Annotated in this window: 26 protein-coding genes, 1 tRNA gene and 2 pseudogenes; 10 read left to right on the top strand and 19 right to left on the bottom strand. The window is 44.1% G+C overall.

The window, feature by feature from the left end; translation table 11 throughout:
- Positions 1–51 precede the first annotated feature (51 nt).
- Positions 52–681, bottom strand: coding sequence for a polysaccharide deacetylase (locus MHI21_RS16490; RefSeq protein WP_341163656.1), 630 nt, complete (start codon positions 679–681; stop codon positions 52–54).
- A 1,230-nt stretch (positions 682–1,911) separates the two neighbouring features.
- On the opposite strand from MHI21_RS16490, the pseudogene MHI21_RS16495 reads away from it, so the two are divergent.
- A pseudogene (locus MHI21_RS16495) lies at positions 1,912–2,240 on the top strand (LuxR C-terminal-related transcriptional regulator); the annotation flags it as partial.
- A 193-nt stretch (positions 2,241–2,433) separates the two neighbouring features.
- Here the strand turns inward: MHI21_RS16495 and MHI21_RS16500 are convergent.
- Positions 2,434–2,771, bottom strand: a pseudogene (locus MHI21_RS16500) (cupin domain-containing protein).
- Positions 2,772–3,003: 232 nt separating this feature from the next.
- Here MHI21_RS16500 and MHI21_RS16505 point away from each other — a divergent pair.
- The gene (locus tag MHI21_RS16505) at positions 3,004–3,435 is read left to right on the top strand and encodes a tyrosine-type recombinase/integrase (RefSeq protein WP_342418544.1); all 432 of its coding nucleotides are present in this window, start codon (positions 3,004–3,006) and stop codon (positions 3,433–3,435) included.
- Between the two features lie 76 nt (positions 3,436–3,511).
- Here MHI21_RS16505 and MHI21_RS16510 read toward each other — a convergent pair.
- Positions 3,512–3,597: transfer RNA gene (locus MHI21_RS16510), tRNA-Leu, on the bottom strand.
- Between the two features lie 247 nt (positions 3,598–3,844).
- Between MHI21_RS16510 and MHI21_RS16515 the strand changes: the two genes are divergently transcribed.
- Together MHI21_RS16515 and MHI21_RS16520 are read left to right on the top strand one after the other, a co-directional pair.
- A complete protein-coding gene (locus MHI21_RS16515) occupies positions 3,845–4,003 on the top strand; it encodes a hypothetical protein (protein ID WP_013311032.1) in 159 nt (52 codons plus the stop codon).
- A 130-nt stretch (positions 4,004–4,133) separates the two neighbouring features.
- Complete coding sequence (locus MHI21_RS16520; protein ID WP_342418545.1) at positions 4,134–4,322, top strand: hypothetical protein; 189 nt, start codon at positions 4,134–4,136, stop codon at positions 4,320–4,322.
- A gap of 76 nt (positions 4,323–4,398) precedes the next feature.
- On the opposite strand, the gene MHI21_RS16525 is transcribed toward MHI21_RS16520, so the two are convergent.
- The 3 genes from MHI21_RS16525 to MHI21_RS16535 all read right to left on the bottom strand — a co-directional run bounded on the left by MHI21_RS16525 (position 4,399) and on the right by MHI21_RS16535 (position 5,208).
- Positions 4,399–4,551 (bottom strand): hypothetical protein, encoded by a 153-nt coding sequence (locus tag MHI21_RS16525; RefSeq protein WP_165149143.1) that lies wholly within the window; start codon positions 4,549–4,551, stop codon positions 4,399–4,401.
- Between the two features lie 95 nt (positions 4,552–4,646).
- On the bottom strand, positions 4,647–4,973 hold the full coding sequence (locus tag MHI21_RS16530; protein WP_023989398.1) for a YnfA family protein: 327 nt from the start codon (positions 4,971–4,973) through the stop codon (positions 4,647–4,649).
- Positions 4,974–5,025: 52 nt separating this feature from the next.
- The gene (locus tag MHI21_RS16535) at positions 5,026–5,208 is read right to left on the bottom strand and encodes a hypothetical protein (RefSeq protein WP_013311035.1); all 183 of its coding nucleotides are present in this window, start codon (positions 5,206–5,208) and stop codon (positions 5,026–5,028) included.
- 353 nt (positions 5,209–5,561) lie between these two features.
- On the opposite strand from MHI21_RS16535, the gene MHI21_RS16540 reads away from it, so the two are divergent.
- Both MHI21_RS16540 and MHI21_RS16545 read left to right on the top strand, forming a co-directional pair.
- The gene (locus tag MHI21_RS16540) at positions 5,562–5,840 is read left to right on the top strand and encodes a hypothetical protein (protein WP_069289956.1); all 279 of its coding nucleotides are present in this window, start codon (positions 5,562–5,564) and stop codon (positions 5,838–5,840) included.
- Positions 5,841–5,871: 31 nt separating this feature from the next.
- On the top strand, positions 5,872–6,903 hold the full coding sequence (locus MHI21_RS16545) for a glycosyl hydrolase (RefSeq protein WP_165178360.1): 1,032 nt from the start codon (positions 5,872–5,874) through the stop codon (positions 6,901–6,903).
- A 72-nt stretch (positions 6,904–6,975) separates the two neighbouring features.
- Here MHI21_RS16545 and MHI21_RS16550 read toward each other — a convergent pair whose 3' ends face one another.
- The 6 genes from MHI21_RS16550 to MHI21_RS16575 form a co-directional block, all read right to left on the bottom strand.
- Positions 6,976–7,191: a hypothetical protein gene (locus tag MHI21_RS16550; RefSeq protein ID WP_165178361.1), complete on the bottom strand. Its 216-nt coding sequence runs from the start codon at positions 7,189–7,191 to the stop codon at positions 6,976–6,978.
- A gap of 187 nt (positions 7,192–7,378) precedes the next feature.
- Positions 7,379–8,482, bottom strand: a complete 1,104-nt coding sequence (locus MHI21_RS16555; RefSeq protein ID WP_023989402.1) for a glycerol dehydrogenase — start codon at positions 8,480–8,482, stop codon at positions 7,379–7,381.
- A 133-nt stretch (positions 8,483–8,615) separates the two neighbouring features.
- A complete protein-coding gene (locus MHI21_RS16560; protein WP_165178743.1) occupies positions 8,616–9,164 on the bottom strand; it encodes a GNAT family protein in 549 nt (182 codons plus the stop codon).
- A 201-nt stretch (positions 9,165–9,365) separates the two neighbouring features.
- Positions 9,366–10,352, bottom strand: coding sequence for a ketoacyl-ACP synthase III (locus tag MHI21_RS16565; RefSeq protein WP_342418546.1), 987 nt, complete (start codon positions 10,350–10,352; stop codon positions 9,366–9,368).
- 31 nt (positions 10,353–10,383) lie between these two features.
- Entirely contained in the window at positions 10,384–10,734 is a 351-nt protein-coding gene (locus MHI21_RS16570) for a hypothetical protein (protein WP_013311042.1), read from the bottom strand.
- 183 nt (positions 10,735–10,917) lie between these two features.
- Positions 10,918–11,571, bottom strand: coding sequence for a cell wall hydrolase (locus MHI21_RS16575; RefSeq protein WP_165178363.1), 654 nt, complete (start codon positions 11,569–11,571; stop codon positions 10,918–10,920).
- Between the two features lie 457 nt (positions 11,572–12,028).
- Here MHI21_RS16575 and MHI21_RS16580 point away from each other — a divergent pair, with 457 nt between their 5' ends.
- Positions 12,029–12,694 carry a cupin domain-containing protein gene (locus MHI21_RS16580; RefSeq protein WP_341163652.1) on the top strand — a complete coding sequence of 222 codons (666 nt, stop codon included), beginning with the start codon at positions 12,029–12,031 and terminating at the stop codon, positions 12,692–12,694.
- A gap of 112 nt (positions 12,695–12,806) precedes the next feature.
- The gene (locus MHI21_RS16585) at positions 12,807–13,037 is read left to right on the top strand and encodes a hypothetical protein (RefSeq protein WP_025719727.1); all 231 of its coding nucleotides are present in this window, start codon (positions 12,807–12,809) and stop codon (positions 13,035–13,037) included.
- 187 nt (positions 13,038–13,224) lie between these two features.
- On the opposite strand, the gene MHI21_RS16590 is transcribed toward MHI21_RS16585, so the two are convergent.
- On the bottom strand, positions 13,225–13,353 hold the full coding sequence (locus tag MHI21_RS16590) for a hypothetical protein (RefSeq protein WP_013371969.1): 129 nt from the start codon (positions 13,351–13,353) through the stop codon (positions 13,225–13,227).
- A 168-nt stretch (positions 13,354–13,521) separates the two neighbouring features.
- Here MHI21_RS16590 and MHI21_RS16595 point away from each other — a divergent pair, with 168 nt between their 5' ends.
- Positions 13,522–13,788, top strand: coding sequence for a DUF2642 domain-containing protein (locus MHI21_RS16595; protein ID WP_025719729.1), 267 nt, complete (start codon positions 13,522–13,524; stop codon positions 13,786–13,788).
- Between the two features lie 72 nt (positions 13,789–13,860).
- Here MHI21_RS16595 and MHI21_RS16600 read toward each other — a convergent pair whose 3' ends face one another.
- Both MHI21_RS16600 and MHI21_RS16605 read right to left on the bottom strand, forming a co-directional pair.
- On the bottom strand, positions 13,861–15,405 hold the full coding sequence (locus MHI21_RS16600) for a GH25 family lysozyme (protein WP_341163651.1): 1,545 nt from the start codon (positions 15,403–15,405) through the stop codon (positions 13,861–13,863).
- 239 nt (positions 15,406–15,644) lie between these two features.
- Entirely contained in the window at positions 15,645–16,670 is a 1,026-nt protein-coding gene (locus MHI21_RS16605) for a putative sulfate exporter family transporter (protein ID WP_341163650.1), read from the bottom strand.
- A 118-nt stretch (positions 16,671–16,788) separates the two neighbouring features.
- Here MHI21_RS16605 and MHI21_RS16610 point away from each other — a divergent pair, with 118 nt between their 5' ends.
- Entirely contained in the window at positions 16,789–17,676 is an 888-nt protein-coding gene (locus MHI21_RS16610; RefSeq protein WP_342418547.1) for a LysR family transcriptional regulator, read from the top strand.
- Positions 17,677–17,738: 62 nt separating this feature from the next.
- On the opposite strand, the gene MHI21_RS16615 is transcribed toward MHI21_RS16610, so the two are convergent.
- Genes MHI21_RS16615 through MHI21_RS16630 form a run of 4 tightly spaced genes read right to left on the bottom strand, consistent with a single transcriptional unit; the run spans position 17,739 to position 22,584 of the window.
- Positions 17,739–19,316: a glycoside hydrolase family 43 protein gene (locus MHI21_RS16615; protein ID WP_342418548.1), complete on the bottom strand. Its 1,578-nt coding sequence runs from the start codon at positions 19,314–19,316 to the stop codon at positions 17,739–17,741.
- Between the two features lie 16 nt (positions 19,317–19,332).
- Positions 19,333–20,289, bottom strand: coding sequence for a pectinesterase family protein (locus MHI21_RS16620; RefSeq protein WP_342418549.1), 957 nt, complete (start codon positions 20,287–20,289; stop codon positions 19,333–19,335).
- 25 nt (positions 20,290–20,314) lie between these two features.
- A complete protein-coding gene (locus tag MHI21_RS16625; protein WP_342418550.1) occupies positions 20,315–21,199 on the bottom strand; it encodes a prolyl oligopeptidase family serine peptidase in 885 nt (294 codons plus the stop codon).
- Positions 21,200–21,222: 23 nt separating this feature from the next.
- A complete protein-coding gene (locus MHI21_RS16630; RefSeq protein WP_342418551.1) occupies positions 21,223–22,584 on the bottom strand; it encodes a glycoside hydrolase family 28 protein in 1,362 nt (453 codons plus the stop codon).
- Positions 22,585–22,656 lie beyond the last annotated feature (72 nt).

Consider the following 22,656-nt stretch of genomic DNA (forward strand, 5'->3'; position numbering starts at 1 on the left):
TACCGCCCTCCAAGAACTTACTCACCACGCTCTTAGTTTCTTTTGTTTTAATTAATTGGAGCTTGATTTGGGTAGACATAACTCCTTTGAAACGGAGTGTCTCTTCACCGTCATAAATCGGTTCCTCAGCGAGCTGCGGGAGTGAATCAGCATCATCGGTATCAATTTTTCGGTCTTGCGGCCAATCCGCTTCTTGCCTTCAGGGTGCATGACGGATAACAATAATCGTAGATAAGCCGTTGTAATGCGTTGGAACAGATCGGACTTCATCGGTTGTTGTTCGAAACCAAGACCATGTATCAAACCACGATGAAGCAGCGTAATGCCGACTAACGCCTTCACCTCTCTGAACTCCGGCTGACTTGCGAATGCCTCGCTGATCTGCTGCATGGATTTCCGTGTAAGCCGGGCCGTCATGAGCGCCGCGCGGTCTGAGTCTTCGGATTTGATCAGCGTCAGAATCGTTTCATTATTGAGATGGAGTTCCCCGACCAGATCGCCTTTATCGATGATGGTGGAGTCCGCACAGACGATACTCTCCCCTCGGTGTTTCTTAATCATGACTTTGCAAATTCCAAAGTGCGATGTATGCGAGCCGCGAAAGCGTGAAATCCAATCGAACCCTCTTTCCCACACCATCCAGGCCGCCTGCATTGAAGATTTGCGTAAACGAAGCAACATTGATCCAACCATCCCTCATTCTTATTTTAATCGACGAATTTTATTGAAATTGTCAAACTGAAATAATATTTCTATGTTAATTCCTTATTTCTGTTAACTTTATGATAGAGGATTTAACCAAAAGAGCATACGGGCTGAGGTACTGGTTGGTGGCCCGTCTTGAGACGGGGCCGGATACATTAAATATGAAAAATAAAGCATAATTAAACGTAAAGAAATTCTTAAGAAAAGGTTAATTTCGTTTGGGGTCGGGGGGTCCGTCACTCAATTTGATGCACATCGCTAATCGCTCAAGTTTAATTTGATATATAAGTGCGACCAAAAATAATTTCGTTACATGCTAGTTGAAATTCATTTGCACTCCTAACAATCAAATCAGGTAATGCCGATAGGATGGCTTCTCCTTCTGAAAAGTCCGGATGATCCGAATCACATCGGTACGATGCTGATCGGGAACCTTTAATTAAAGCAGTGTGCAGCGCGTGCCGGGAAAATGACGGAAAGTCCCCTCATAGACATCTTCTTCAACAAACCCTGCAACCTAAGGATTCGTCGCCCTCTTACGGCCGAAGCTAAACAATTCGTTCAGTTCTGCGTCTATTGCCAGAGAGGCATGGTATTGAAATCTGCCATATACTAATTCTGATATTCGATGTTTCGTAGGGGGGCGATTTCTTTTCTTAATTTTCTCTGATTATCCATGGTTTCCCCTAAGGTGACCGCTCCCGCATTTTTTGATTGAATTACAAGTCAAAGAACTTTGATTCGTCCCTTGCCTCAAGGGCGTATTTAGATCGTCCGTCTCCTGGTAAACAACCAACCGCCTGTCAGAAATATACAGCTGAATAAGAACGTGAGTCCAAATCCCTGAAGTAGCAAATCGTTAAAGAGCAGCGTTAGGAATCCGTCTCCAATATAGCTATTAAAGTAAGTGCAACTCCTTTTCGAATGGTGAATGATTTCATAACGCAATCGCTCCTATTATTTTAGAATGTTGTTCTGCTTTACCCCCTCACCTTACCTCCGATATTGTTAAATCGAACAGTGATAAAACCGCCAAGCTTTTGATGACATCGTACTTGGACCTGTCACATATACCGCATGACAAACTGTCAATTGTCTTATATGACGTGCTTGCTAAGCTACGTTCTAACCGCTGTTACCCCACCCTCTTTCGCTTGACGGATCGGGAAGTTATATTGCATGATAGGTCTGAATCATTCGGAAATTGAGATGAAGGAAGCCTTGAAACTTATTTATAATGGAGGAACCTGGATCGACCAATCGGTCGCTACGCGAGTTTTCGAAGAGATGAAGCGTCAACGTGAGCAGTTGGAGAAAATCGGTTCAAGTCAGGGAAACTACCCGTACGGGCTTACGAAACGCGAGATGGAGATTCTGGAGCATCTGTCGAGCGGACTGCGCTACAAATCGATTGCCGTCAAGCTATTTTTATCGAGGGAACGATCCGCAATTACTGCTCGATTCTCTACTCGAAACTCGGCGTCAACAATCGTGAAGAAGCATTAGAAATGGCGCGAATGAAGAATATAGTGTAGCTGGAGAATTTCCCGATGGTACTCACGATATAGGGGTCACCTCACGAAACGGAAAAAATCGTATTCTAAGCAATGCGTTGCAGAAAAAAACCGGACCCTTACAGGGGAATCCGGTTTTCGTCATAGCAGCAAGTGAAGTTGAACTATCGTTTCCCGTTGCTTTAACGATGTAATCGAACTGAAGCTAAATGCATTAGATCCAAATATCATTGACTGCTGTTAATTCTGACTCAGTCTCGCCAGTGTTTACTACGCCCCTGGGCTCTACCAACATGATATGACACTCCTGGTTAGCGAAAGTTTTGTGTTCGACACCCTTGGTACAATAAACATCTCTCCTTGGGAAATCATTACTTGGCCATCGCGGAAATCAATGAACATCTCCCCTTCGAGCACGATAAACACCTCGTCGGTATCTTGATGATCGTGCCATACAAATTCTATCTTGACCAATTTAAATTGATAGTCATTCATTTCACCAATGACTTTCGGAGACCAATGTTCATTGAACTTAGATAATTTCTCATTCAGACTATTACTTTATTTTTCAGTCTAGAACTTTAGACACCTACAATAAAGACCGCAAAGGCTTAAGCCCTTACGGTCTAATTTACTTCTGGTATCCTGAGTCCAATTTCACCTTCCTTGTTGCGCCCCGTCCATAGTCGATGGTGACAAAATCCAGTGTTCGGTTGACAGCACCAAAAATGGCCAGGCGGACATTACAGATACCAAGAATGAAGCATCTAACGATTATGTAGATATGCCACAATGGTATATGGAGGAACTGGCCGTCCATGTTAAAGGCATGCGTAAACTAAGGTTTGAGGCAAAGGCAAATGGGACATGGCAAGGCGGGGATCGCAACTTTGTTTTTCACTCAGGTACAGGGAAACCCTATTATCATACAACGCCGTCCCAGCAGTGGAAAAACTGGTGTGAGCGGTGTGGCTTCCGTAATGTATCACTCCATGGTCTCCGCCATACAAATGCAACGTATTTGCTTGGCCAGGGAGCATCTATCAAGGAGATTCAACATCGATTGCGACATTCCACATCTCAGGTGACTTCAGATACCTATGCTCATGTCACCAAGAAGCTTAGTCGTAAAACAACAGCACACCTCGATGTCTTCGATCCAAAAGTTCGTCCCCAATCCGTCCCCAAGAGCGAAAAAGGCGCTCGCTCCCTGTGATATGGAAGTCATGATTTCAATCACTAAAAAATAAAAAATCCCTTGATAATCAAGGGATTCAAGAGAAAAACCATAGTGCCGAGGACCGGGATCGAACCGGTACGGTAGTCACCTACCGCAGGATTTTAAGTCCTGTGCGTCTGCCAATTCCGCCACCCCGGCATAAATTTAGGAACGCTAATCTTTACACTTACTTGTCTTACAAGTATCTGAGAAACATACATCTGATTAAGAAGTGTTCTCGTTATGTAAATGTCGTTCAATTGGGCACCAACATATAATACGATAATTTTATCGAATTGTAAAGTGTTTTTTAAAAAAAATAATAAATTTCTCTTTTTGTATAACTTGTGCACATTTGAATTACACTAATAAACGTCTTTCCAAACTACCAGAAGGGGTGTTACGAATGCGTGAAGGTATGATTCCAGCTGTTCTTGGAACGGTAGTATCGGCTTCAGGCGCTGTGTTGCTGAGCAGTAAGTACAAACTTGCAGCTACAGGCATTCTCGGTTTCGGACTGGCTCATGTTGTTCTGGGGGCGATTGATCTGATTGAGCATCGCTAGTTGTTTGGGAAGTGCCGGGCGGGATTTACTTCCCCCCGGTTTTATTTTTATCAACGTTTAGTCTGGAGCACAAGCGTTTATGTAAAGTATAGAAGCTGAATGTACCTAATAAAAGGAGCTGTGATGTGCTATGAGAGATAATAACTCTGAAAAGAATCGTACTGACGATCAAATCAAACATAAACAATCCCTGGACAACCGCGAGCCAGGATTTAATCGCATTCCTGAAACCGATGCAGATACACCTGCTGCTACCGATATGATTGATGAAGCCATAGGTCGCGGGATAGACAAGTTACGTAACGATTTCACAAAATAAAGCATGGGTAATAGGACACAGGTTTGCGAGCAGTCCTTAATTCATTTGTTTTGATATGTACAGTGATTTCGTAAAATCACTTAAAGATCAGCATGATCCAGCCAATGATCGAGATCCACAGCACGATGCTGATTAAAAGTCCACACATGATACCAAAAGAGAAATTACCTTCATTCTTCGGCATAGTACTGCCAAATTTCAATCTAAGCTTCATTTGATTCCAGTTCATAGAACCCCCTCCTTAAGTTCTATTTCGGAATATGAAGCTTATTTTTTTAGACCTATAGTCATGTTTTCGAAAATAAAAAAGGGTTTTTCGTCCTATCACCCTGATCGCGGAAACAGGATTACAGCTATACCGACCAAACAAATCAATCCACCAATGAAATCGTACAAGTCGGGTGTCTTTTTATCAATCCACCAGCCCCATGCGATGGAAAGAACAATAAAGACACCTCCGTATGCTGCATATACACGCCCAAAGGAGGAAAAAACCTGAAAGGTAGCAATGATTCCATACACAGCCAAAATTACTCCGCCGCAAAGTCCGACATACCATGTCTTCCCTTCACGCAGCCACTGCCAAATCAAATATCCTCCTCCAATTTCAGCGATGCCAGCCAATATAAAAAGTAAAGCTGCCTTTAACACCATTTCACATCCCTAATTCTTCGAATTCTTTTCGTTTTTTTGGATATCTCAATTATAGCACTCGAGCTAAAATGATAATCAATGCAATCACGCCAACTAGAATCAGCAGGTTGCTAACCTGACGCCATAAGCTAGGCACTCCCTCGGAGTGAAGCTTCCGCTGATTGGCATCAAAGTTCGCTTTGGCTCCTTCAGCATCTGCTGATCTAGAGAATGGTCTGTTTTCTTCATTCATAAGAGTACCTCCTTTTCAATCCATTTTAATCATACCAAAATTTTCCGTCGATTTCGCGGTGCTTTTATGCATATACTTACCACATATTTCTGATTGCATCTTCATTTATGTGAAGTGTACATCTATATGTCAATATTTCGCTGAATATAAAGTATGATGTCGAATCAAGGTAGAGTGGGTATTTAGACGTCTTTCATTGCAGGACGGTAGTTATGGTATAATTTAGTCAACTTGTTCAAGATCGTAACCAGCGCTCAAATGTTTACTCCAATTGTAATTAAATTCACATCCAAGAATCCACATCCCGGTTACAACCTGCATATTCTGTTTGTAAACCCAGGAGGAGGATACCGATGTCCCCAATCTTTATAGCAAGTTTAATGATAATGGGCATATTTTTATTTCAGGCAGCCATCGTTTTCGGCATCATACATTGGATTTCAAAACGCACCCAACGTCCAGCACAAACCAAAATGTATCTTGCAATGGGTTTGCTCGTTGTAATTTTAGGCTTCCTTGTATGGGACAACTGGATACACTCACAGGAATTTAATGGATGGGCCACGATTAGTCTGCTGGTGATTATTATTAGCGCCTATATACAGCTTAGAAAGCAAAAAGAAAAATACTAATCCCATTACCATGCATCAAAGGAGGAGCGCCATGAAATCTCACTCAACACGCTTTTGGTTACAGAGGGTGCTACTGCTAATGCTTGTTTTACTCTTCAGCGGCTCTCAGCAATCATTCATTGTTGCCGATGCCGCCCCGCCAATTAATGTTCAGGCCTCTGCCAAAGCCAAGCAATTACTTGCCTACCTATCTAATGTACCGGATGATATGCTAATTTCCGGGCAGCATGATTACTTAGAGGCACCGGATGAACAAAATAACAAGCTACAACAAATCAGCGGACAATACGCAGGACTTCACGGCTATGAGTTTGGAGGATTAGCTAATCAGTCCCGTACGGCCCTACAAGAGCAACGTCAGCATGTTATGAATAGTGCTATCCAATGGAGTCAGGACGGCGGAATTGTAGCTATTACCTTCCATCAGGCGCTACCGGGCACACCCAAAACGTGGAAAAATGTACAAGCAAAAATAACTCAAGCTGAATTTAATCGTTACATCACGCCGGGTACCCCGCAATATAAACAACTGATCGCCGATCTGGATGAGGTGGCTCTGTCCCTTAAGACTTTACGAGACGCGGATGTACCTGTTTTATGGAGACCCTATCATGAGATGAACGGCAACTGGTTTTGGTGGGGGAACAAGCAAAATTACGCTAAGTTGTGGAATCTAATGTATGATCGGTTCACTCATGTCCATCATCTGGATAACCTGTTGTGGGTATGGAGTCCCAATGCCCCAAACGCATATAGCACTCCCTATAATCTGTCCTTCCCAGGTATTAACCGGGTAGATATTCTTGCAGCTGATATCTATAATAATGATTATAAATCCTCCTATTACACTGAATTGCTAAAGCTTGCGCAGGGCAAGCCTATAGGAATCGGAGAAAGTGATATTCTGCCGAGTGCGAAGGTGCTGCAAAACCAGCCAGCCTGGGCCTATGCCATGACATGGGGAAAGGAGCTGTCTGCAACCAATTCACAAGCAGCAATCAGACATTTTATGAACCAAAATAATATCATCACACGAGACCTTCTTCATGAGTCCCTCCGCTGAAAGAAAAAAGCTTCCACTTCGCTCTAAGAGCAAAGTGGAAGCTTTTTTTATACTAAATCCAAATAAAGCTCTCTAACTATTTCTGATAACCTCTTCTAGATCAATATCGGCATACGCCTCTTCACCAAGATGTACGGATACAATGGTGTAGATCCGCTTGGACAGTCTAGACATCAGCCGATCACCCGGTGCTACAGAATATTCTTCCCGATAATCTCCAATTTTGTGAAAACCGCTGGACATATGGATGTACAAGTTACCCCTACGTGTTCTACCATGCACCAACATCAAATCTCCTCCTGCTGTGTAACCAACCTAATTTCCCTGTTACATGTATATCGGTCAGAACAAGATAGGATATAAGTCCCTGGTACCCTTCTTTTGTTTCACAAGTTAGTGCACGTAAACGAAACGGGTCTGCCAGTGATGTGACAGACCCGTTTTTGTAAACCCATTTTCGTGATTTAGGAAGAAACTATTCTTGATAGGATTCTGCTATTGCATTCGCTGCAATGATTGCATTGTACACGTCAGCAGGACTAACCGGGAACGGCATGTTGACCATTGTATCATTCGATGCACAAGCAGCTTCAGCCACTTGGCGCCATTCAGCCTCAACAAATTCCTCTACACCCAAGTCACGAAGCGTCAACGGAAGGCCTACATCCTTCACCAGTTTAATCACGGTTTCCAGTTCCTCTTTCGGTGCATTTTCCAGCACTAGCTGGGTTAACAAACCGAATGTAACTTTCTCACCATGCTGTGCTTTATGGAGCGAAGGAACAGCCGTCATGCCATTATGAATGGCATGTGCTGCTGCCAATCCACCTGATTCTGCACCAACACCGCTCAGATAAATAGTAGCTTCAATCGTATCCTCAACCGCACGAGTATATACTTTACGATCCACAGCACGTTTGGCCTTCACAGCATTTTCCAGCAACGTATCATAACAAAGACGAGCAAGTCCCAGTCCTGTAGTGGAAGGCTTGTTCAGAACCAGGTTATCTCCATTGGCCTGATAGCAGGCACGAGCTTCAAAATAAGTGGCCAGTGCATCACCGATTCCAGCTGCAAAGAAACGTGCAGGCGCTGCTGCCAGGATGCCTGTATCCGCCAGTACAACGTCTGGATTAGTAGGCAGGAACAGATATTCATCAAAAGAGCCATCTTTTTTGTATATAACCGCAAGCGCGGTACAAGGAGCATCTGTAGAAGCAATCGTTGGGAAAATAACAACAGGCAGCTTTTCATAATAAGCCGTTGCCTTGGCGGTATCCAATGTTTTTCCCCCGCCAATCCCTATGATAATGTTCGAACCATGTTTACGCACCAATTCGCGGTTACGATCAATCTCTTCTTTTGTACATTCATATTGAAATTTCTCGAAGACCACCTGATTACCAGCTGCTTCAATCGAAGCACCTGCCTCCTTTTGGGCCCTTTCAAGTATGAACTCATCACAAATGACAAAGGCTTTATCGCCATAATCCTTAATATAGTCATTTAACGACGAGAGTAGATTTTGTCCAGAAATAAATTTCTTGGGTGAAGTAACGGACCTTACAACGTTTGCCATGTAAATTCCTCCTCAGCTTTGACTCATACTCAAATTAATAATGATTTGGGCATGTGACCCCTTAACTATAAACCTCTTTTCACGTTATTAAAAGGCTTATTATGGAATATTTTATGAACAAATTGTGTATCTATTATATTTGAACAGTCGAGCTCCATTCAGAATACAGGATACCCATCATGATACGATCATAACTGTTACCATCACGAAGAACAGCGGAACGAACTCTACCCTCAAGCTGGAACCCCGCCTTCTCATAAGTTCGGATCGCTTGTGTATTGTACTCAATCACATCCAAGCCGACCCGATTCAAATTGAGCTCATAAAACGCATAACGAAGAATGAGCCGTACCGCTTCTGCCCCAAAGCCCTTGCCGTGGTAATCCGTATTACCTATACCTATTGCCAGTTGTCCGCTGCGATTATTCCACTCAATCCCGTGGATAGCAACAAATCCGATCAAGACATCATCTGCCAATGTTCTTAATCGAAAATAGACCTCGTTAGAGCGGGGAGATCCTTCTGACTCCATCTGTTTCAACGTGTAGGGGAGCGCCAAATCCGTATCTACATTTCGCAGATACTTCGCATCCTCACCCCATTTGAACATCACTTCGGCATCTTCTTCCCTGACTGCGGCCAGTTTTATTCGTTCCCCATAAAATAAATTTTCGATCTTAATGACTCTTCAGCTCCTATTATGAATTGTGTGCCATGTTTTCCGTCATAATTGTCATGCTATCCGATGTCCGCAATATAAGCTGTCCCTTTTAATTCAATGTTTAAATTTTACAAAATAATCATACATAGCACAACCAAATCATTACAATTGTCATTGTGTGACACACAAAAAAGACCTTACAGCTGCAAGGTCTTCTCATAACTAATATTTAAACAACATAGCAACCAGCTGATATCCAGCTCCAATCGTCCAGAACAGCACATAATCACCGCGCCGGATACGACCCGATTCAATACCTTCATATAGCGCAATGAACGGGCTACTGGTACCTGTGTAACCATATCGATCACCCACATAAATCATTTGGGCATCCTCTAGCTCCAATTGATCCTGAATCTTCAATACATTTGCTAACGAGAACTGAGACAGACAATAAGCCCGCACATCCTGAGGCTCCAGCCCATTTTTCTTTAAAATGCGTTCAAGCAGATCAAATGTAGAAGGCAAGGCCATATTGGCATCGAACGGAAGCCACTGAATATATTTTCCGGGAGCATTCCTTTGGATTGTTGCCGCTAACCCCTGAGCCGGGTACAAAATTTTATCTATATTGACTGGGTCCGTAAAATACATCGAATCTATAAAACCGGTGTCTTCTTCTGTACGCTCCAAAATAACCGCACATGCAGCATCTCCATAGTTCGCATAAGTAATCTCATCCTCCGGACCGGAAATGAGTGAATTATAATCTGAACCGATAATAAGCGCTGTCCGCACGTCAGGATTAGATAGCATTGACCGACTGGCTTGATCGACAGCGACTGTCATCCCTGCACAATTCGCGTTGGAATCCATCACGGCCACATCATGTCTCGCCCCAATCGCCTGGTGAACAAACAAAGCATTCATCGGAAACAGTGACTCAGGAACTTGAGTGGAGAACACGATCATATCTACATCACGGCCTGTCATACCGGCTTGTTCCAGAGCTTTTTGCGCAGCTGCAATTCCCATTGTTAGGCCGTTTTCGTTCGGATCATCAATGATATAACGCTGTTTTCTACCCATATGCTCCATGAAGCGTCGAATATCTTTGCCCCGCTCGTCAAAATGGCGAACATAATATTCGTTATCCAACGAATGGGGCGGATGGTACACACCCAGTGCTTTTATTTTGATATGGCTCATCAGGTTTCCCCCTTACACATACGTCAGCGCATTATTGTACGACAATATCTACGTTATTTAATCCTGCTTCACGTGCTACTCGACCAAGCTGCATTTTAATAATGGTTTGTTGAAGACTGATGCCAAAGATTACTTTGGTAAATCCAGTTTCTTTATAACGTACAAATGAGCCCTTCAATTTTTCCACTTCTCCCGGACCCAAAAGTGCCATCTGGGTACAATCTACCTTGAGTGTAAAGCTGGACGCCTGAATGGATGAAGTTTTGGCTACATAATCTTTTACAAAGCTATCATACTCCTCCTGGCTAAAAACTCCATTCACCGCCATATGTACCGTTTTCATGGCTTGATCTACTTCGATAGTGTAAGGATGTTGACTCATTTAGAAAGACTCCTTTGATTTCATTTTTTTGTCTATTAAGAGTATCGGAATAATAGGTAGAATTTTTAATATTAAATCAGATAAATCACCACTAAAATATTACAAATTTGTGAATATAAAAAACCGTCACTGCTCCTAGAAGAAGCAACTGACGGCTGGAAATTTGCGTATTCTCATGTGCAATTAATTCGTAAACGTATGGCGACCGAGTGAGATGACAGCCGGGCGACTTTTACTCCATTTGGCTGTGGCAATGGCCGGGTTGTAATAAAACAAGGACCCATTAGTCGGATCAGCACCGTTAAGTGCCTGTCTGGCTGCACGGTATGCCGTCTTGTTTGGTTTTAGGCGGTATTGACCATCCTGTACAGCGGTGAATTGGCCAGGCTGCAAAATAACGTCCGGGATCGAGCTTGGAAACTCGCCGGACTGCACACGGTTTAATACGACAGCGCCAACAGCCACTTGACCTTCAAACGACTCTCCGCGCGCCTCAGAATAAATGATACGAGCCAGTTGATCCAGCGCGGTTACGCGCACCTCTCCGAAGGATTTCAGCTTGGCTTGTGTTGCCGCTCCGGCTACTCCATCAGGTGTCAGACCGTTATCTCGTTGAAAACGAGCCACCGCTTTACTGGTCAGAGAACCATAGTACCCAGTAAACCCAGCCTTGAAATAACCGAGCGAATGAAGCTGCTGTTGAAGCTCCAGCACCCGTTCGCTTTGAATCCCTTTCTTCAAAGCTGACGTTTGTGCTTGTGCTTGTCCTGGTGCGACTGACAATACAGTACCTAACATACATGCGCAGGACAGGATTAAAATAGATAATTTTTTCATATTCCAGACAACCTCCTCTTTCATGTTCTGTCCGGTGCAACCATTCCGGCCTGTACAACTCAGGGACGTTTATCCGATGATGTTTCTTATGACATAACTTATGCCTAGCTGCAGAAATGACGCGTGGCTACATACGGAATGGGACAATCATGCTTTCACACGTCCGTTGCAGTATACCACAAGCCGCATTTACGTATCATCCGGCTCTGGTCCTAAGACTACCCAAGCAAATAAAATGCCATCCCTAAAGGGATGACGTGTATTAAAAGAAATGGATCATGTTCTGACCACACTTGAATACGTGACTTTTTTCGCTATTTTTCGTTTCAACTTGCCCGGGATCGGAGCCTGATTTCTACTAATTCAAATCACATTTGCGCGCACACATATATGGGCGTATGCATAGAGTAGCGTACGATCATCAAATCTTGATTAACAGAAAGGCTGGAAACGACGCGTGAATTCATATATGGATTACACCTCTCCTACTGTACAATTCACCTATGATTTAAGCGACAATGTTTTGTTTCAGAAGGATGCTCAAAATTCGATCAACGAGCTGTCGATCCAGCAGCTGAATACATTAGCAAATGTATCGCTGCTGGATATTCGCCTCAGCACTGCTAATGTTGTGGAGCCTCACTATCACCAAAATGCCACAGAACTGGTCTACTGCATCTCAGGAGCAGTAACCGTGTCACTGATTAACCCCTTTACCCGCGAATTACGACATTTTCCGATCACACCTGGCCAAGTGGCTAACGTCCCTCAAGGATGGTGGCATTATCTGGTCGCCACGATGGATAACACTCATTTGTTGACGATTTTTGATGCCCCGACCCCTGAATTCATACTGGGATCTGACATTTTGCGCCTAACGCCAAATAATATTATGGCTCATACTTACTGCCTGGATGAGAATAAGGTTCAGGAAGCGCTCGCCCCTATTAAAAAACCTGTCATCATCGGTCCTCCCAATGACTGCAAGCAGCAGCCCCCCCGAAAACCAGGGATACATGTAAGGCTTGCTGATGCTTCATCACACCATCAGGTCGTCCCCCAAAGAGATTACGCCTATACTAACGGATATCCTGGCTTCTCTTTTAATCCCTATCAAGAATAGGCTAACTCTAGTCAGGTCTTAAGTTGGAGGGAATACCTTTTCCCTGTATGTTCGCCGTTACCATAAGACCGTCCCTCTCATAAAATGCCAATGTATAAGAGGGGGTGATGGAATGGACGCTTACTACAACTGTTTGAACTGCATGAATAAAAAGGTGCGTATTCTCACCATTGACGGAAAACAGTACGAAGGAACCATTATGGATGTGGATCGTAATAATGTGTACTTAAAAACAGAACGGAACGGACGTGTACAAACGTCTGCCTTTTATCCTGGCTACGGGTATGGGAATCAAATCTTAACTTTGAGCCTGTTCACCCTGCTGGCGATTGCGTTAATTTAATCCTGATCCATTGTCCGTTCCTGTCTATAGATGCCAATGTAACTCAAATGACAGCTGCCCAGCCCGGCACAGTTTGTGTAGGGCTTGTACGCTGTTATTTGAGGTGTTTTACATACGTTCCATCCTCTAAAACACTTAACCCCCCATCGGTTATATACCGATGGGGGGTTAAGCTACTCAGTTCAATTTAAACCCATAAAGACTTCGTAATGATAACGAGCAGAATGAACAGTACCAGAATAGCTCCTGTCGATGTCCATACTCCTGGGTAGCCCCCTACTGAACCGCCACCACAACCTCTTTCACATTCACTCATGGTCATTGCCTCCTTCAATTCAAGGTACAACATAGCTTATGTATTGAGCTTTCCTACGGACCGGGCTTTTCGGCAATGTTATGAATGTTTTTGCTGATGGGCATTAGCCTACACCTTTCCTAGGCAGGAGCATAGGATAACACAACTAATCTTGAAGGAGTGAAGCAATTGAATTCAAATCAAATGCTCAATTACAACGTTAATCAACCTTTCCCCCACCATCCTACCTCTCACCACGTCGTGGTGCACCCTGTAGATCCGTACGTCGTAGAAACATTAAAATCGGTGATCGGCAAGTACGTTGTACTTGAGACAACACGTGGCAGAATTGATGGATGTGTAGTGGACTGTAAGCCTGATCATGTCATTTTAGATGTATACGGAAAAAAATTCTTTGTTCGAATCAGCGAAATCGTATGGATCATGCCCAACTAAACAAATTAGACATTAAAAATCCTCGCAGATCCTATTCCGGATTCGCGAGGATTGATTATAACGTTGATTATGCTAATCAAGCTCTCCTGCCAGTGAAGCCCGGAGTTCATCTATCGTTCCGTTGTATTCATCCAAATCGACTTGGCCTTGAATACCCGGAACACTGCCTGTGCTACTGTACTGCCAAGCCCACCAGCTATTCCAAGCTGGGACTGCGGTCGGCTTTTGCGTAGTGCTGTATCGGGCTACCCACAGCTTATACATAGAAAATGTAGGATCAAACTTGGAAGCAAAGACATTGCCCGTGTATACGATCGGCTGACGCCCGGTAAGCCTCTCCATTTCATCCAAAAAAGCATGCGCCACTTCACTAATCTGTGCAGGAGTAAGACCTTTGGGGTTATTTTCATAGTCCATCACAGGGGGGAGATCCAGCCTGCCTCCTGCTGAATCTATAGCCCTGGCAAAATTAGCTGCTTCCTGACGAGCTCCATCCGCAGTAGTAGCGTTCAAAAAGTGGTAAGCGCCAACCAAGATGTTAGCATCTCTGGCACCCTGTACATTTATCAAAAATTGATTATCTTGATATTTTGTGCCCTCTGTAGCTTTAATAAAAGCAAATGTCTTACCTGCCGCTGCCACTTGCTGCCAATCAATATTGCCATTATAGTGTGAGACGTCAATTCCTTGCGCGTGTCCATCAGAAGAAATCGCAGGTACAACAGGTATGGTAGGTATAACGTCCTCGGTAGTTGATGGCCCCTCCGTTTCCTGATCCAACGCTATAACAACTTTACCATCATCCGCATTGAGTACATGAAAGGGTGTGCTGTGATTAAGATCAACCACAATACGTACCGATGCGGGGGTTGTACTAAACATGGAGTATCTTACTTGGGAAACATCTGGATCTTCTGTGACTGGAAAACTTCCTTGTCCACTACTGTCAAATGATTGCGATGCTAGAAATTCCCCAGAAAACGTTGAACTAGGTATGTCTACAACAATACGGTCAGCATGAGTCAACGTGGTTACTTTGGGGGTTACCTTTCCATTAACAGTTATAGTTAATTGGTGATTAGCGAAGCTAATTTGGTTTATAGCCGTGCGCGCACTCTCTTTAGGATTACTTACAGCTGGAGTAGCAGGATGATCATGAGTGGACTCGCTATTGCCGCTTGAAGTAGGAGGAGTCGTCAGGAACACAGTTTTAAGCTCGTTGTTCCAGGCCACATCAATCCCTGTCTGTTCGGACACAAAGCGAAGCGGAACATAAGTCGTTCCCTCTTTAAGCAAAGGAGCTACAGCCAATCCCATTTGATGATCATTGACAGAGGCTATGGGGTTGTTGACCTGAAGACTGAGGTTAAGATTTTGCTTATGTATAGTTATGGTCCCTGTCTTGGACTCCCAATTCACGCTATAACCCAATTCCTCTACAATGAGACGGAGTGGAACCAGTACATTCCCCTTTACTTCTTGAATCTGAACACCTTTGCCAACACTTATATCTTTACCATCCAACTGAAGATGTGAACTCGAAGATGCAGCATGACTTTCTCTTGGAAATGCTAGTAGAAACAGAAACAAAAAAGCAAATAAACAAATTTTCTTCATTATGTACCCTACCATTCTCTAAATTTTCGCTTATGAAATTCTTGCACTCTATGATTCTCAGGACCTCCATTTTGATAGACGCGAATCATATGTAAAAAGTTACGATTGATTCAGTACATATTTCAGTCTTATCATACAAAAGTACTAAAAAACTCTACCAGCTATACAGCAAGCAGAGCTTTTTCAGTTTTATTAATCTAGTTTACTAGCAATCTTATCACCAAACGAATACTTCATGTTCACACTGTTAAAAATGTTAATCCTATAAGAATGCTCGAGGTAACAGACAGTACCAGTAAAGGAAGCCTTGCTTTCTCCCGCAAAGCCTTAAAGCTCACATTCAGCCCCATACCTACCATAGCCATCGTTAACATAAAGGTGGTAACTTGAGAAATTCCGTTCGTCAGACTAGATGGAACTACAATATATTTTCCAAAAACATAGCTGCCCACAATACTTGTAGCCATAAAGCCGATGAGGAACCAGGGGAACTCCACTTTAGCGTCTGTACGAATTTTTCCAGTTCGTTTCATCCAAACCATTAAAACAAAGCTGAGCGGTATGAGTAAGAAAACACGCCCCAATTTGGCTAATAAGCCCATTGCAAGTGCATCCTGTCCGGCAGGCGCTGCAGCTAAGGCCACATGTGCAATTTCATGTAAACTGATACCCGACCAGATTCCATATTGCATATCTGTCAAAGGAAGCCAGGGCCGAAGCACAGTAAACAAAATGGCAAATACCATTCCAACCAAGGCAATGAGTCCTACCCCTATGGCTGTATCCTCATCTTTGGATTTTAACAAGGGAGAAACCGCTGCAATCGCTGCTGCACCGCAAACACCTGTTCCAATACCAAGAAGAAGCGAAAGCGAGGCATCTGCCTTGAAACGTTTTGCCAGCCAAACCGTAAAAAAGATGGAAAATACAACAGTCCCCACATCACGCAAAAGTAAACCCAACCCATGATGAATGACAACATCCATGTTCAGCTTCAGCCCAAATAACACAATAGCTCCACGTAGTATTTTCTTTGCTGAAAACTCAACCCCCGAGCGCACAGCTTCAGGGTATCCCCACAACTGTCGGTACAGAATAGCGAGAAACATGGCACAAGCCAATGGACCTACATAATGAAAACCTGGCAATTCGTTCAGGCCGTAGCCTGCCAAAGCAAATAACATCGTGAGGATAATACCAAGTATACGCTGGAATAATCGTCCTCTGTTCGAAAATAATTTGGTGTGTTGTGTATGTCTGTTCATGGTGAACCCCTCCAATTCTACATGCATCCAGCTTAATATGTTTTTTGTCATAATAAAAATAAATGATTATAATAATGATAATAAGTAAATAGATATGATGAATTTGGAGGAATGGGCTTTGGACCAATCTTTAATCGTATTTGTTATGGTCGCGGAGAAACAAAATTTCACACGAGCTGCCGAGGTGTTACACATGACCCAACCTGCGGTAAGTCAATATATTCAAACGCTGGAACGTAGCGTAGGGACCCGCCTCCTGGAGCGTAGTAATAAATATGTGCGCTTAACCAAAGCAGGTGAAATTGTGTATCATCATGCTCAGGAGATTATCCGTCTCCATACACGGATGCAATATTTGGTGGACGAGCTGATACATACGGCAAAAGGAAACCTGTCGATTGGCGCAAGCTACACATATGGCGAATATGTGTTGCCGCATGTGATTGCGCAAATGAGAATCCAGTATCCACTCATTCAGCCCTCTATTACCATCGGTAACACTCAGGAAATTGAAAAGCTCATGATCCATAATCAACTGGATGTAGGCATTATCGAAGGAGAATTTCAGCATGACCATTTACACATTGAATCATTTGCTGATGATCGAATGTATATCGTCGTTCCGCAAAATCATCGTTTGGCTGGTAAATCTCAAGTGGATTTAAGTGAGCTGCAAGAGGACATCTGGATTCTGAGGGAAGAAGGTTCTGGAACCCGGGAAGCGGCTGAAAATATGTTTGCACGGTTCCGGTTCTCCCCTTCTCATATGATGAATTTTGGCAGTACACAGATCATCAAAGAGTCTGTAGAAGCAGGCTTGGGGATTTCTTTGCTGTCCCAATGGGTCATTCAGAAGGAACTTGCTCTGGGCACATTAAAAGTACTGGATATTCATAATCTTCCGGTCATTCGAAAATTCTCCTTCCTAACTCCTTCATCGACATTTGAAACGAAAGCAAGCACCGTTTTTTTGGAGATTTTGCGAAGTTATAATGTGAAAAGGTAAAGTGCAGAAACAACGAAAAAAGCACCCATTAAGGTGCTTTCAACATCATCGTTATCATATTTTCATGAGGAAAGATGATCCTTACCATGATATAAGAAATGAGAAAAATCAGCGTAGCTTCCTTGAAATTGTTGCATATCATGAGCAGCAATACCTACAAAATTCCCTGTAAAACCACCGGATAAAAAGCTGATATCCTGCATTTCAAAAAGCCGCTTCCAAGCAGGTTTGTCTCCGACTCCATAATAAAATTGCCCGTGGGATGCATGGACTTCCACAGCTAAATGTATAGGAAGATCGTCCTGAAGCGTAATCGCTTGGGGAACTAAGGTAAATGTGTTGGCTTCACATCGCATCATGCGCAGCACCTTCCCTTGTCCCTCCTCATAGCTAATATAGGCGTACAAATAATCTTCTTCATTAAGGTACAGTAGAAGCCCCGCCATTTGCAAATAGCTTGTTGGCTGATACTCCAATGCTGTTTCTACCCGGAAATGATGATCCGTTTGCCGAATGGCAAGCACGTGATGCTGAAACAGGCTTTGAATGGATTCTCCAGCCAGAATGCGAAGGTAGCCTGGGCGCTGGCTTAATGAACACCAGCTATCATCCGCCAGGATACGCAATGTGTTCCACGTTTTATCTAATGTGGGTCCCTCGAAAAAATCCTCGAAAATATAACCCTGCTGCTCTTGTTTAACCGAGAACTTCCCTTGAGGTGCGGGCACTTCCAATTGAGGTGTATGGCCCCCAGCGGTTAATCGCAGCCAGCCTTCATCATTCCAATACACTTGCTGCAAAGCTGTTTCCCGTCCTAAAATGGCATATTTCCCCTCTACTGGACGTGTGCATAAATGAGCCATGTACCATTCGCCGTCCGGTGTTTGTACAAGACTGCCATGTCCTGCACATTGTAACGGGAAATCCAGTCGATCACGTGACGTAAGCATGGGGTTGTGCGGGTCTACTTCATATGGCCCGGATATCTGCTTCGACCGTGCTACGGTAACGGCATGCCCCGTACCCGTTCCACCTTCCGCTGTAACAAGATAGTAATATCCATTTTGCTTATAGATGTGAGGCGCTTCTGTTTTCTTCAAAGGAGTACAATCAAAGATTTTAACAGGCTCGCCAATGAGCTGTTGTTGCTTGCTGTCATACTCCTGCATGACTATGCCGGAAGATTTATTACTTTCCAACATGCGGTAATCCCACAATGCGTTCAACAGCCATTTGCGTCCGTCCTCGTCATGAAATAAAGACGGATCAAATCCGCTACTGTTAAGATAGACGGGTTCCGACCAAGGTCCTTGGATCGTAGGCGCCGTCATCACAAAATTATGAACGTCCTTGAACGGACGCTTGGTGCTTTTCACATCCGTATAGAGCAGATAAAAAAGGTCATCTGCATAGCTAAGCTGCGGTGCCCAAATGCTGCAATTTTTCGGGTTTCCTCTTAAGTCAACCTGATCGGTCAAAATATCTGTGCAGTGCTCCCAATGGGCCAAATCTTTGGACTGGTACACCCGCACTCCAGGCAGCCACTCAAACGATGACACCACAATATAGTAAGTATCCTCGACTCGTGTAATACACGGATCGGGATTAAAGCCTTTTAATATGGGATTTTGGATCATCATGAGACCTCACTTCTCCTTACTTCCAAAATGTAACTTCAGCAAAAACCTGTTCCTTGCTCCATGCTTCTGTTCCCGCTTCAAAACAATCCGCCCACGGAACACGCTGCTTACGTAACGCAGCAACTTCATCGGGTCCGTTATATTCCTGATAACAGACGGTTTTCTCGTTCGCAACATTGTTCCAATTGTCCCAGCCACGTGGGTCAATATGATCGCCCATTTTACAATCGACAAATACGGTCTTGGCATACTCCCGCCACGGACGCCCCAAAAAAACCGGGGTAATATCAGCTTCTGCGGTTAAGTAGCAATGGTTGAATACATAACCATACGCTTGTCCTTGCGGCGTAGAGGCCGCTGTGACGTAGCTCGTTTGGTTGTCATGATGGCGTAAACTGCGAATCTCGCAATCTTCAAAATACGCGGTAGCCCCACCAAAAATAAAGTCCACCGTCCCCTCTATATAACAATGCTGGTAGAGCTGCCGACAGTGCCTATGATGCTTCTTCAAATGAATTCCACCAAACTGGAGTCGTTCTTTCGGTGCAGGAGGTAGAGGGCCTGTAAATAAAGTATCCTGGTGCCCTTTAAAGGTACAGTTTCTAAAGACCGTTTCATCACAATGAGCGTATACCGCAACGGCCTGCCCAATGGCTTCTCCCTGTCCTGCCGTGTTGGAAATCGTGAGATTTTCCAAGATCAGATGGCTACCACCTAAAAATAAAGTAGGTGTCGCAAAGGTCCCTATTTCCTCACCCGCTTCATCCCGCTCCTTGGCATACCGATCCATTCGAATCTCTACCTGTCCGATGCCTATAATATGAAGATATGAACGGTAAATTCGTACCTCTTCCTCATAAGTACCTGATAAAATAGTTAGCGTTTCCATTTCGTTGGAATCCGACTGCTCCAATACAGCAATCGCCTCCTGAATCGTATGGAAATCACAAAAGGATTCTTTTCCAACTAGCATGGTTACCCCGATCCCTTCATTTGATTTACAGGTGTTCAGCTAAAAATAACTGCCACGCCGTTCGCATTTCCAACGTCTCCATATGTCCACCGCCCGCAATCACAGGCTGCCAATGCTCAGGGTGACCTGCCTCCTGGTAAGCTTCCAGCAGCCCTTTTGCCAAATGCTCGACTCCTTCAATAGGACACATCCGATCATTTTGACCTGTTATACTCATCCTTGGACGAGGTACGATCCGCTTTTGAATATCCAAGGTGGTAAAATGCTTCAGCAAGCCGGGGACATAGGAATAGAAACCATGATGATCCAACCCCCTTTTGGCGATTAGCGTATGGGCATCTACCTGTCCACAGATATCAACCGTAACCTGTATCCGTTCATCTAACGCAGCCATCCACCATGCCATGAGTCCGCCCATCGACATACCGATTGTTGCGATACGGGAAGCATCAATATCTTCACGCTGGCACATATAATCCACCAAACGACGGTTATCATACAGCATCATGCCCCACAGCACTTGGCCCTGCCAGAGCATTTCTTTTACCAGCTCGCTCTCGGTTTTGCCTCCACGTTCATTAAAGCCCCACATGTCAATACAGCATACGCAGTACCCCATGTCTGTCAAGGTGGTAGCAAACGAGGGCTGCTGCAAGTAAGAACTGCTATGGATCAGTTCCTTGCGCCCGTTCGTATAATTGCCTCCATGCGAATGGTTAAAAACGACCAATGGGAACGGACGGTTCCCTTGTAAGGGTGTAGCTACATAAGCGGGTACAGACTCGATCCCGTTCAAGTCGAGCAGGAGACACTCCAGTCGGTATCCCTCGCGCTCTTCTTGATTCAGCAGAGTTACCGTTACAGGGCGATCAGCCGGAAGGTCTCCCAACAATGCTTGCAACTTATCCACGTTATACCTCCTTTCATGCCCTCCTAATTCATCTTATTTCGTTCAGAAGGTTGTATCGTTACTTGTTCTATCAGCTTTTCGGGCTGAGCTGTATTCTTTGAATGACAGCGATTGATTTCAACGTCTTCTCCATTTTCAATGTAAAAGGCAGGACCTTCATGATTCTCAATCGTCACATGTTGAAAACGAATATCCTTCACGTTACCTAGATAAAAACCACGGTTGTTCATATCTTCTATCCCTGTCATCATGGCCGGACGACCGGGAATTGCATTTTTAGCCATAGAAATATCAATATTGGAAAATGTAATTTCAGCAATATATTGTTCTGCAAGTCCATATAAGAATCCAGCAGCCGCATGAACCTGTCGTGCCGTAATATCGGAAAAATGGATTCGTCTAAAGCATGGGGTTTCGTCGGTAATCGGATAGGGATTTTTGTCCCACACATATTTGTCTTTGCCCCGAGGGCCGCAGAAATAATAAAGATTCAGAATAAATGGACAAATTACATCTTCCATCACAATGTTGCTGACGCGAATATCCTCGATGGTTCCGCCACGTCCTCGTCTGGATTTCAGACGTATGCCCCGATCCGTTTGCTTGAACACGCAATTGCTGATCGTAACATTACGAATGTCACCACTCATTTCGCTTCCCAGTACGACTGCGCCATGTCCATGCACCATCGTACAGTTGGTGATCGTAATATTTTCACAGGGAATTCGCTCTTGTGTATCTTCGGTTCCTGCTTTGATCGCAATACAGTCATCGCCCACATCTATATTGCAGTTGCTAATACGAACATTGGAACAGGATTCAGGATTAATGCCATCCGTATTGGGGGAGTCCACCGGGTTAAGAATGGACAAATTATCAATCGTAACGTTATAGCAAGCGATGGGGTTTACAGTCCAACTGGGGGAATTTTTTAACATAACATCTTTAATGGTAACCCGCTGACAACGGTCAAAGCTGATTAATTTGGGTCTCGGATATTGTAACTCCTCTGGATGATTCCGGTGCTTTTCCCACCACGGTTGACCATTTCCGTCCAGCGTTCCGCTACCTGTAACTGAAATATTCTCAAGGTTCTGTCCATAAATGCATGACGCATGTACTTCTCGCTGAACGCCTTCCCATCTGGATTCTACTATAGGGTAATCAGCCATTTCCGTACTGAAGGACAGAGTTGCGCCAGGGCTTACATGCAGCTCAATGTTACTTTTTAGAAAGATAGCTCCTGTCAGATACGTCCCAGACGGTACAAAAACGGTTCCTCCTCCAGCATTGCTGGCCGCTTCAATCGCAGCCCCAATCGCTCCCGTAGCCAGCGTCGTGCCATCCTGAACTGCTCCATAATCTACAATGTTATACAATTGCATTTCGTTCTCTCCTGTCTTTATATTTTGTGAATGTTAGATCCATTCTGTATTGGGAAAGCATAAGCTGCCCCC

The organism is Paenibacillus sp. FSL H8-0168 (genome assembly GCF_038592955.1).
GTDB lineage: Bacteria > Bacillota > Bacilli > Paenibacillales > Paenibacillaceae > Paenibacillus > Paenibacillus polymyxa_B.

Coding starts and splice junctions, on each gene's coding strand:
- MHI21_RS16490 (WP_341163656.1), bottom strand. CDS start 681: ATGTTGCTTCGTTTACGCAAATCTTCAATGCAGGCGGCCTGGATGGTG.
- MHI21_RS16505 (WP_342418544.1), top strand. CDS start 3,004: ATGCCACAATGGTATATGGAGGAACTGGCCGTCCATGTTAAAGGCATG.
- MHI21_RS16515 (WP_013311032.1), top strand. CDS start 3,845: ATGCGTGAAGGTATGATTCCAGCTGTTCTTGGAACGGTAGTATCGGCT.
- MHI21_RS16520 (WP_342418545.1), top strand. CDS start 4,134: ATGAGAGATAATAACTCTGAAAAGAATCGTACTGACGATCAAATCAAA.
- MHI21_RS16525 (WP_165149143.1), bottom strand. CDS start 4,551: ATGAACTGGAATCAAATGAAGCTTAGATTGAAATTTGGCAGTACTATG.
- MHI21_RS16535 (WP_013311035.1), bottom strand. CDS start 5,208: ATGAATGAAGAAAACAGACCATTCTCTAGATCAGCAGATGCTGAAGGA.
- MHI21_RS16540 (WP_069289956.1), top strand. CDS start 5,562: ATGTCCCCAATCTTTATAGCAAGTTTAATGATAATGGGCATATTTTTA.
- MHI21_RS16545 (WP_165178360.1), top strand. CDS start 5,872: ATGAAATCTCACTCAACACGCTTTTGGTTACAGAGGGTGCTACTGCTA.
- MHI21_RS16550 (WP_165178361.1), bottom strand. CDS start 7,191: ATGTTGGTGCATGGTAGAACACGTAGGGGTAACTTGTACATCCATATG.
- MHI21_RS16555 (WP_023989402.1), bottom strand. CDS start 8,482: ATGGCAAACGTTGTAAGGTCCGTTACTTCACCCAAGAAATTTATTTCT.
- MHI21_RS16565 (WP_342418546.1), bottom strand. CDS start 10,352: ATGAGCCATATCAAAATAAAAGCACTGGGTGTGTACCATCCGCCCCAT.
- MHI21_RS16570 (WP_013311042.1), bottom strand. CDS start 10,734: ATGAGTCAACATCCTTACACTATCGAAGTAGATCAAGCCATGAAAACG.
- MHI21_RS16575 (WP_165178363.1), bottom strand. CDS start 11,571: ATGAAAAAATTATCTATTTTAATCCTGTCCTGCGCATGTATGTTAGGT.
- MHI21_RS16585 (WP_025719727.1), top strand. CDS start 12,807: ATGGACGCTTACTACAACTGTTTGAACTGCATGAATAAAAAGGTGCGT.
- MHI21_RS16590 (WP_013371969.1), bottom strand. CDS start 13,353: ATGAGTGAATGTGAAAGAGGTTGTGGTGGCGGTTCAGTAGGGGGCTAC.
- MHI21_RS16600 (WP_341163651.1), bottom strand. CDS start 15,405: ATGAAGAAAATTTGTTTATTTGCTTTTTTGTTTCTGTTTCTACTAGCA.
- MHI21_RS16605 (WP_341163650.1), bottom strand. CDS start 16,670: ATGAACAGACATACACAACACACCAAATTATTTTCGAACAGAGGACGA.
- MHI21_RS16615 (WP_342418548.1), bottom strand. CDS start 19,316: ATGATGATCCAAAATCCCATATTAAAAGGCTTTAATCCCGATCCGTGT.
- MHI21_RS16620 (WP_342418549.1), bottom strand. CDS start 20,289: ATGCTAGTTGGAAAAGAATCCTTTTGTGATTTCCATACGATTCAGGAG.
- MHI21_RS16630 (WP_342418551.1), bottom strand. CDS start 22,584: ATGCAATTGTATAACATTGTAGATTATGGAGCAGTTCAGGATGGCACG.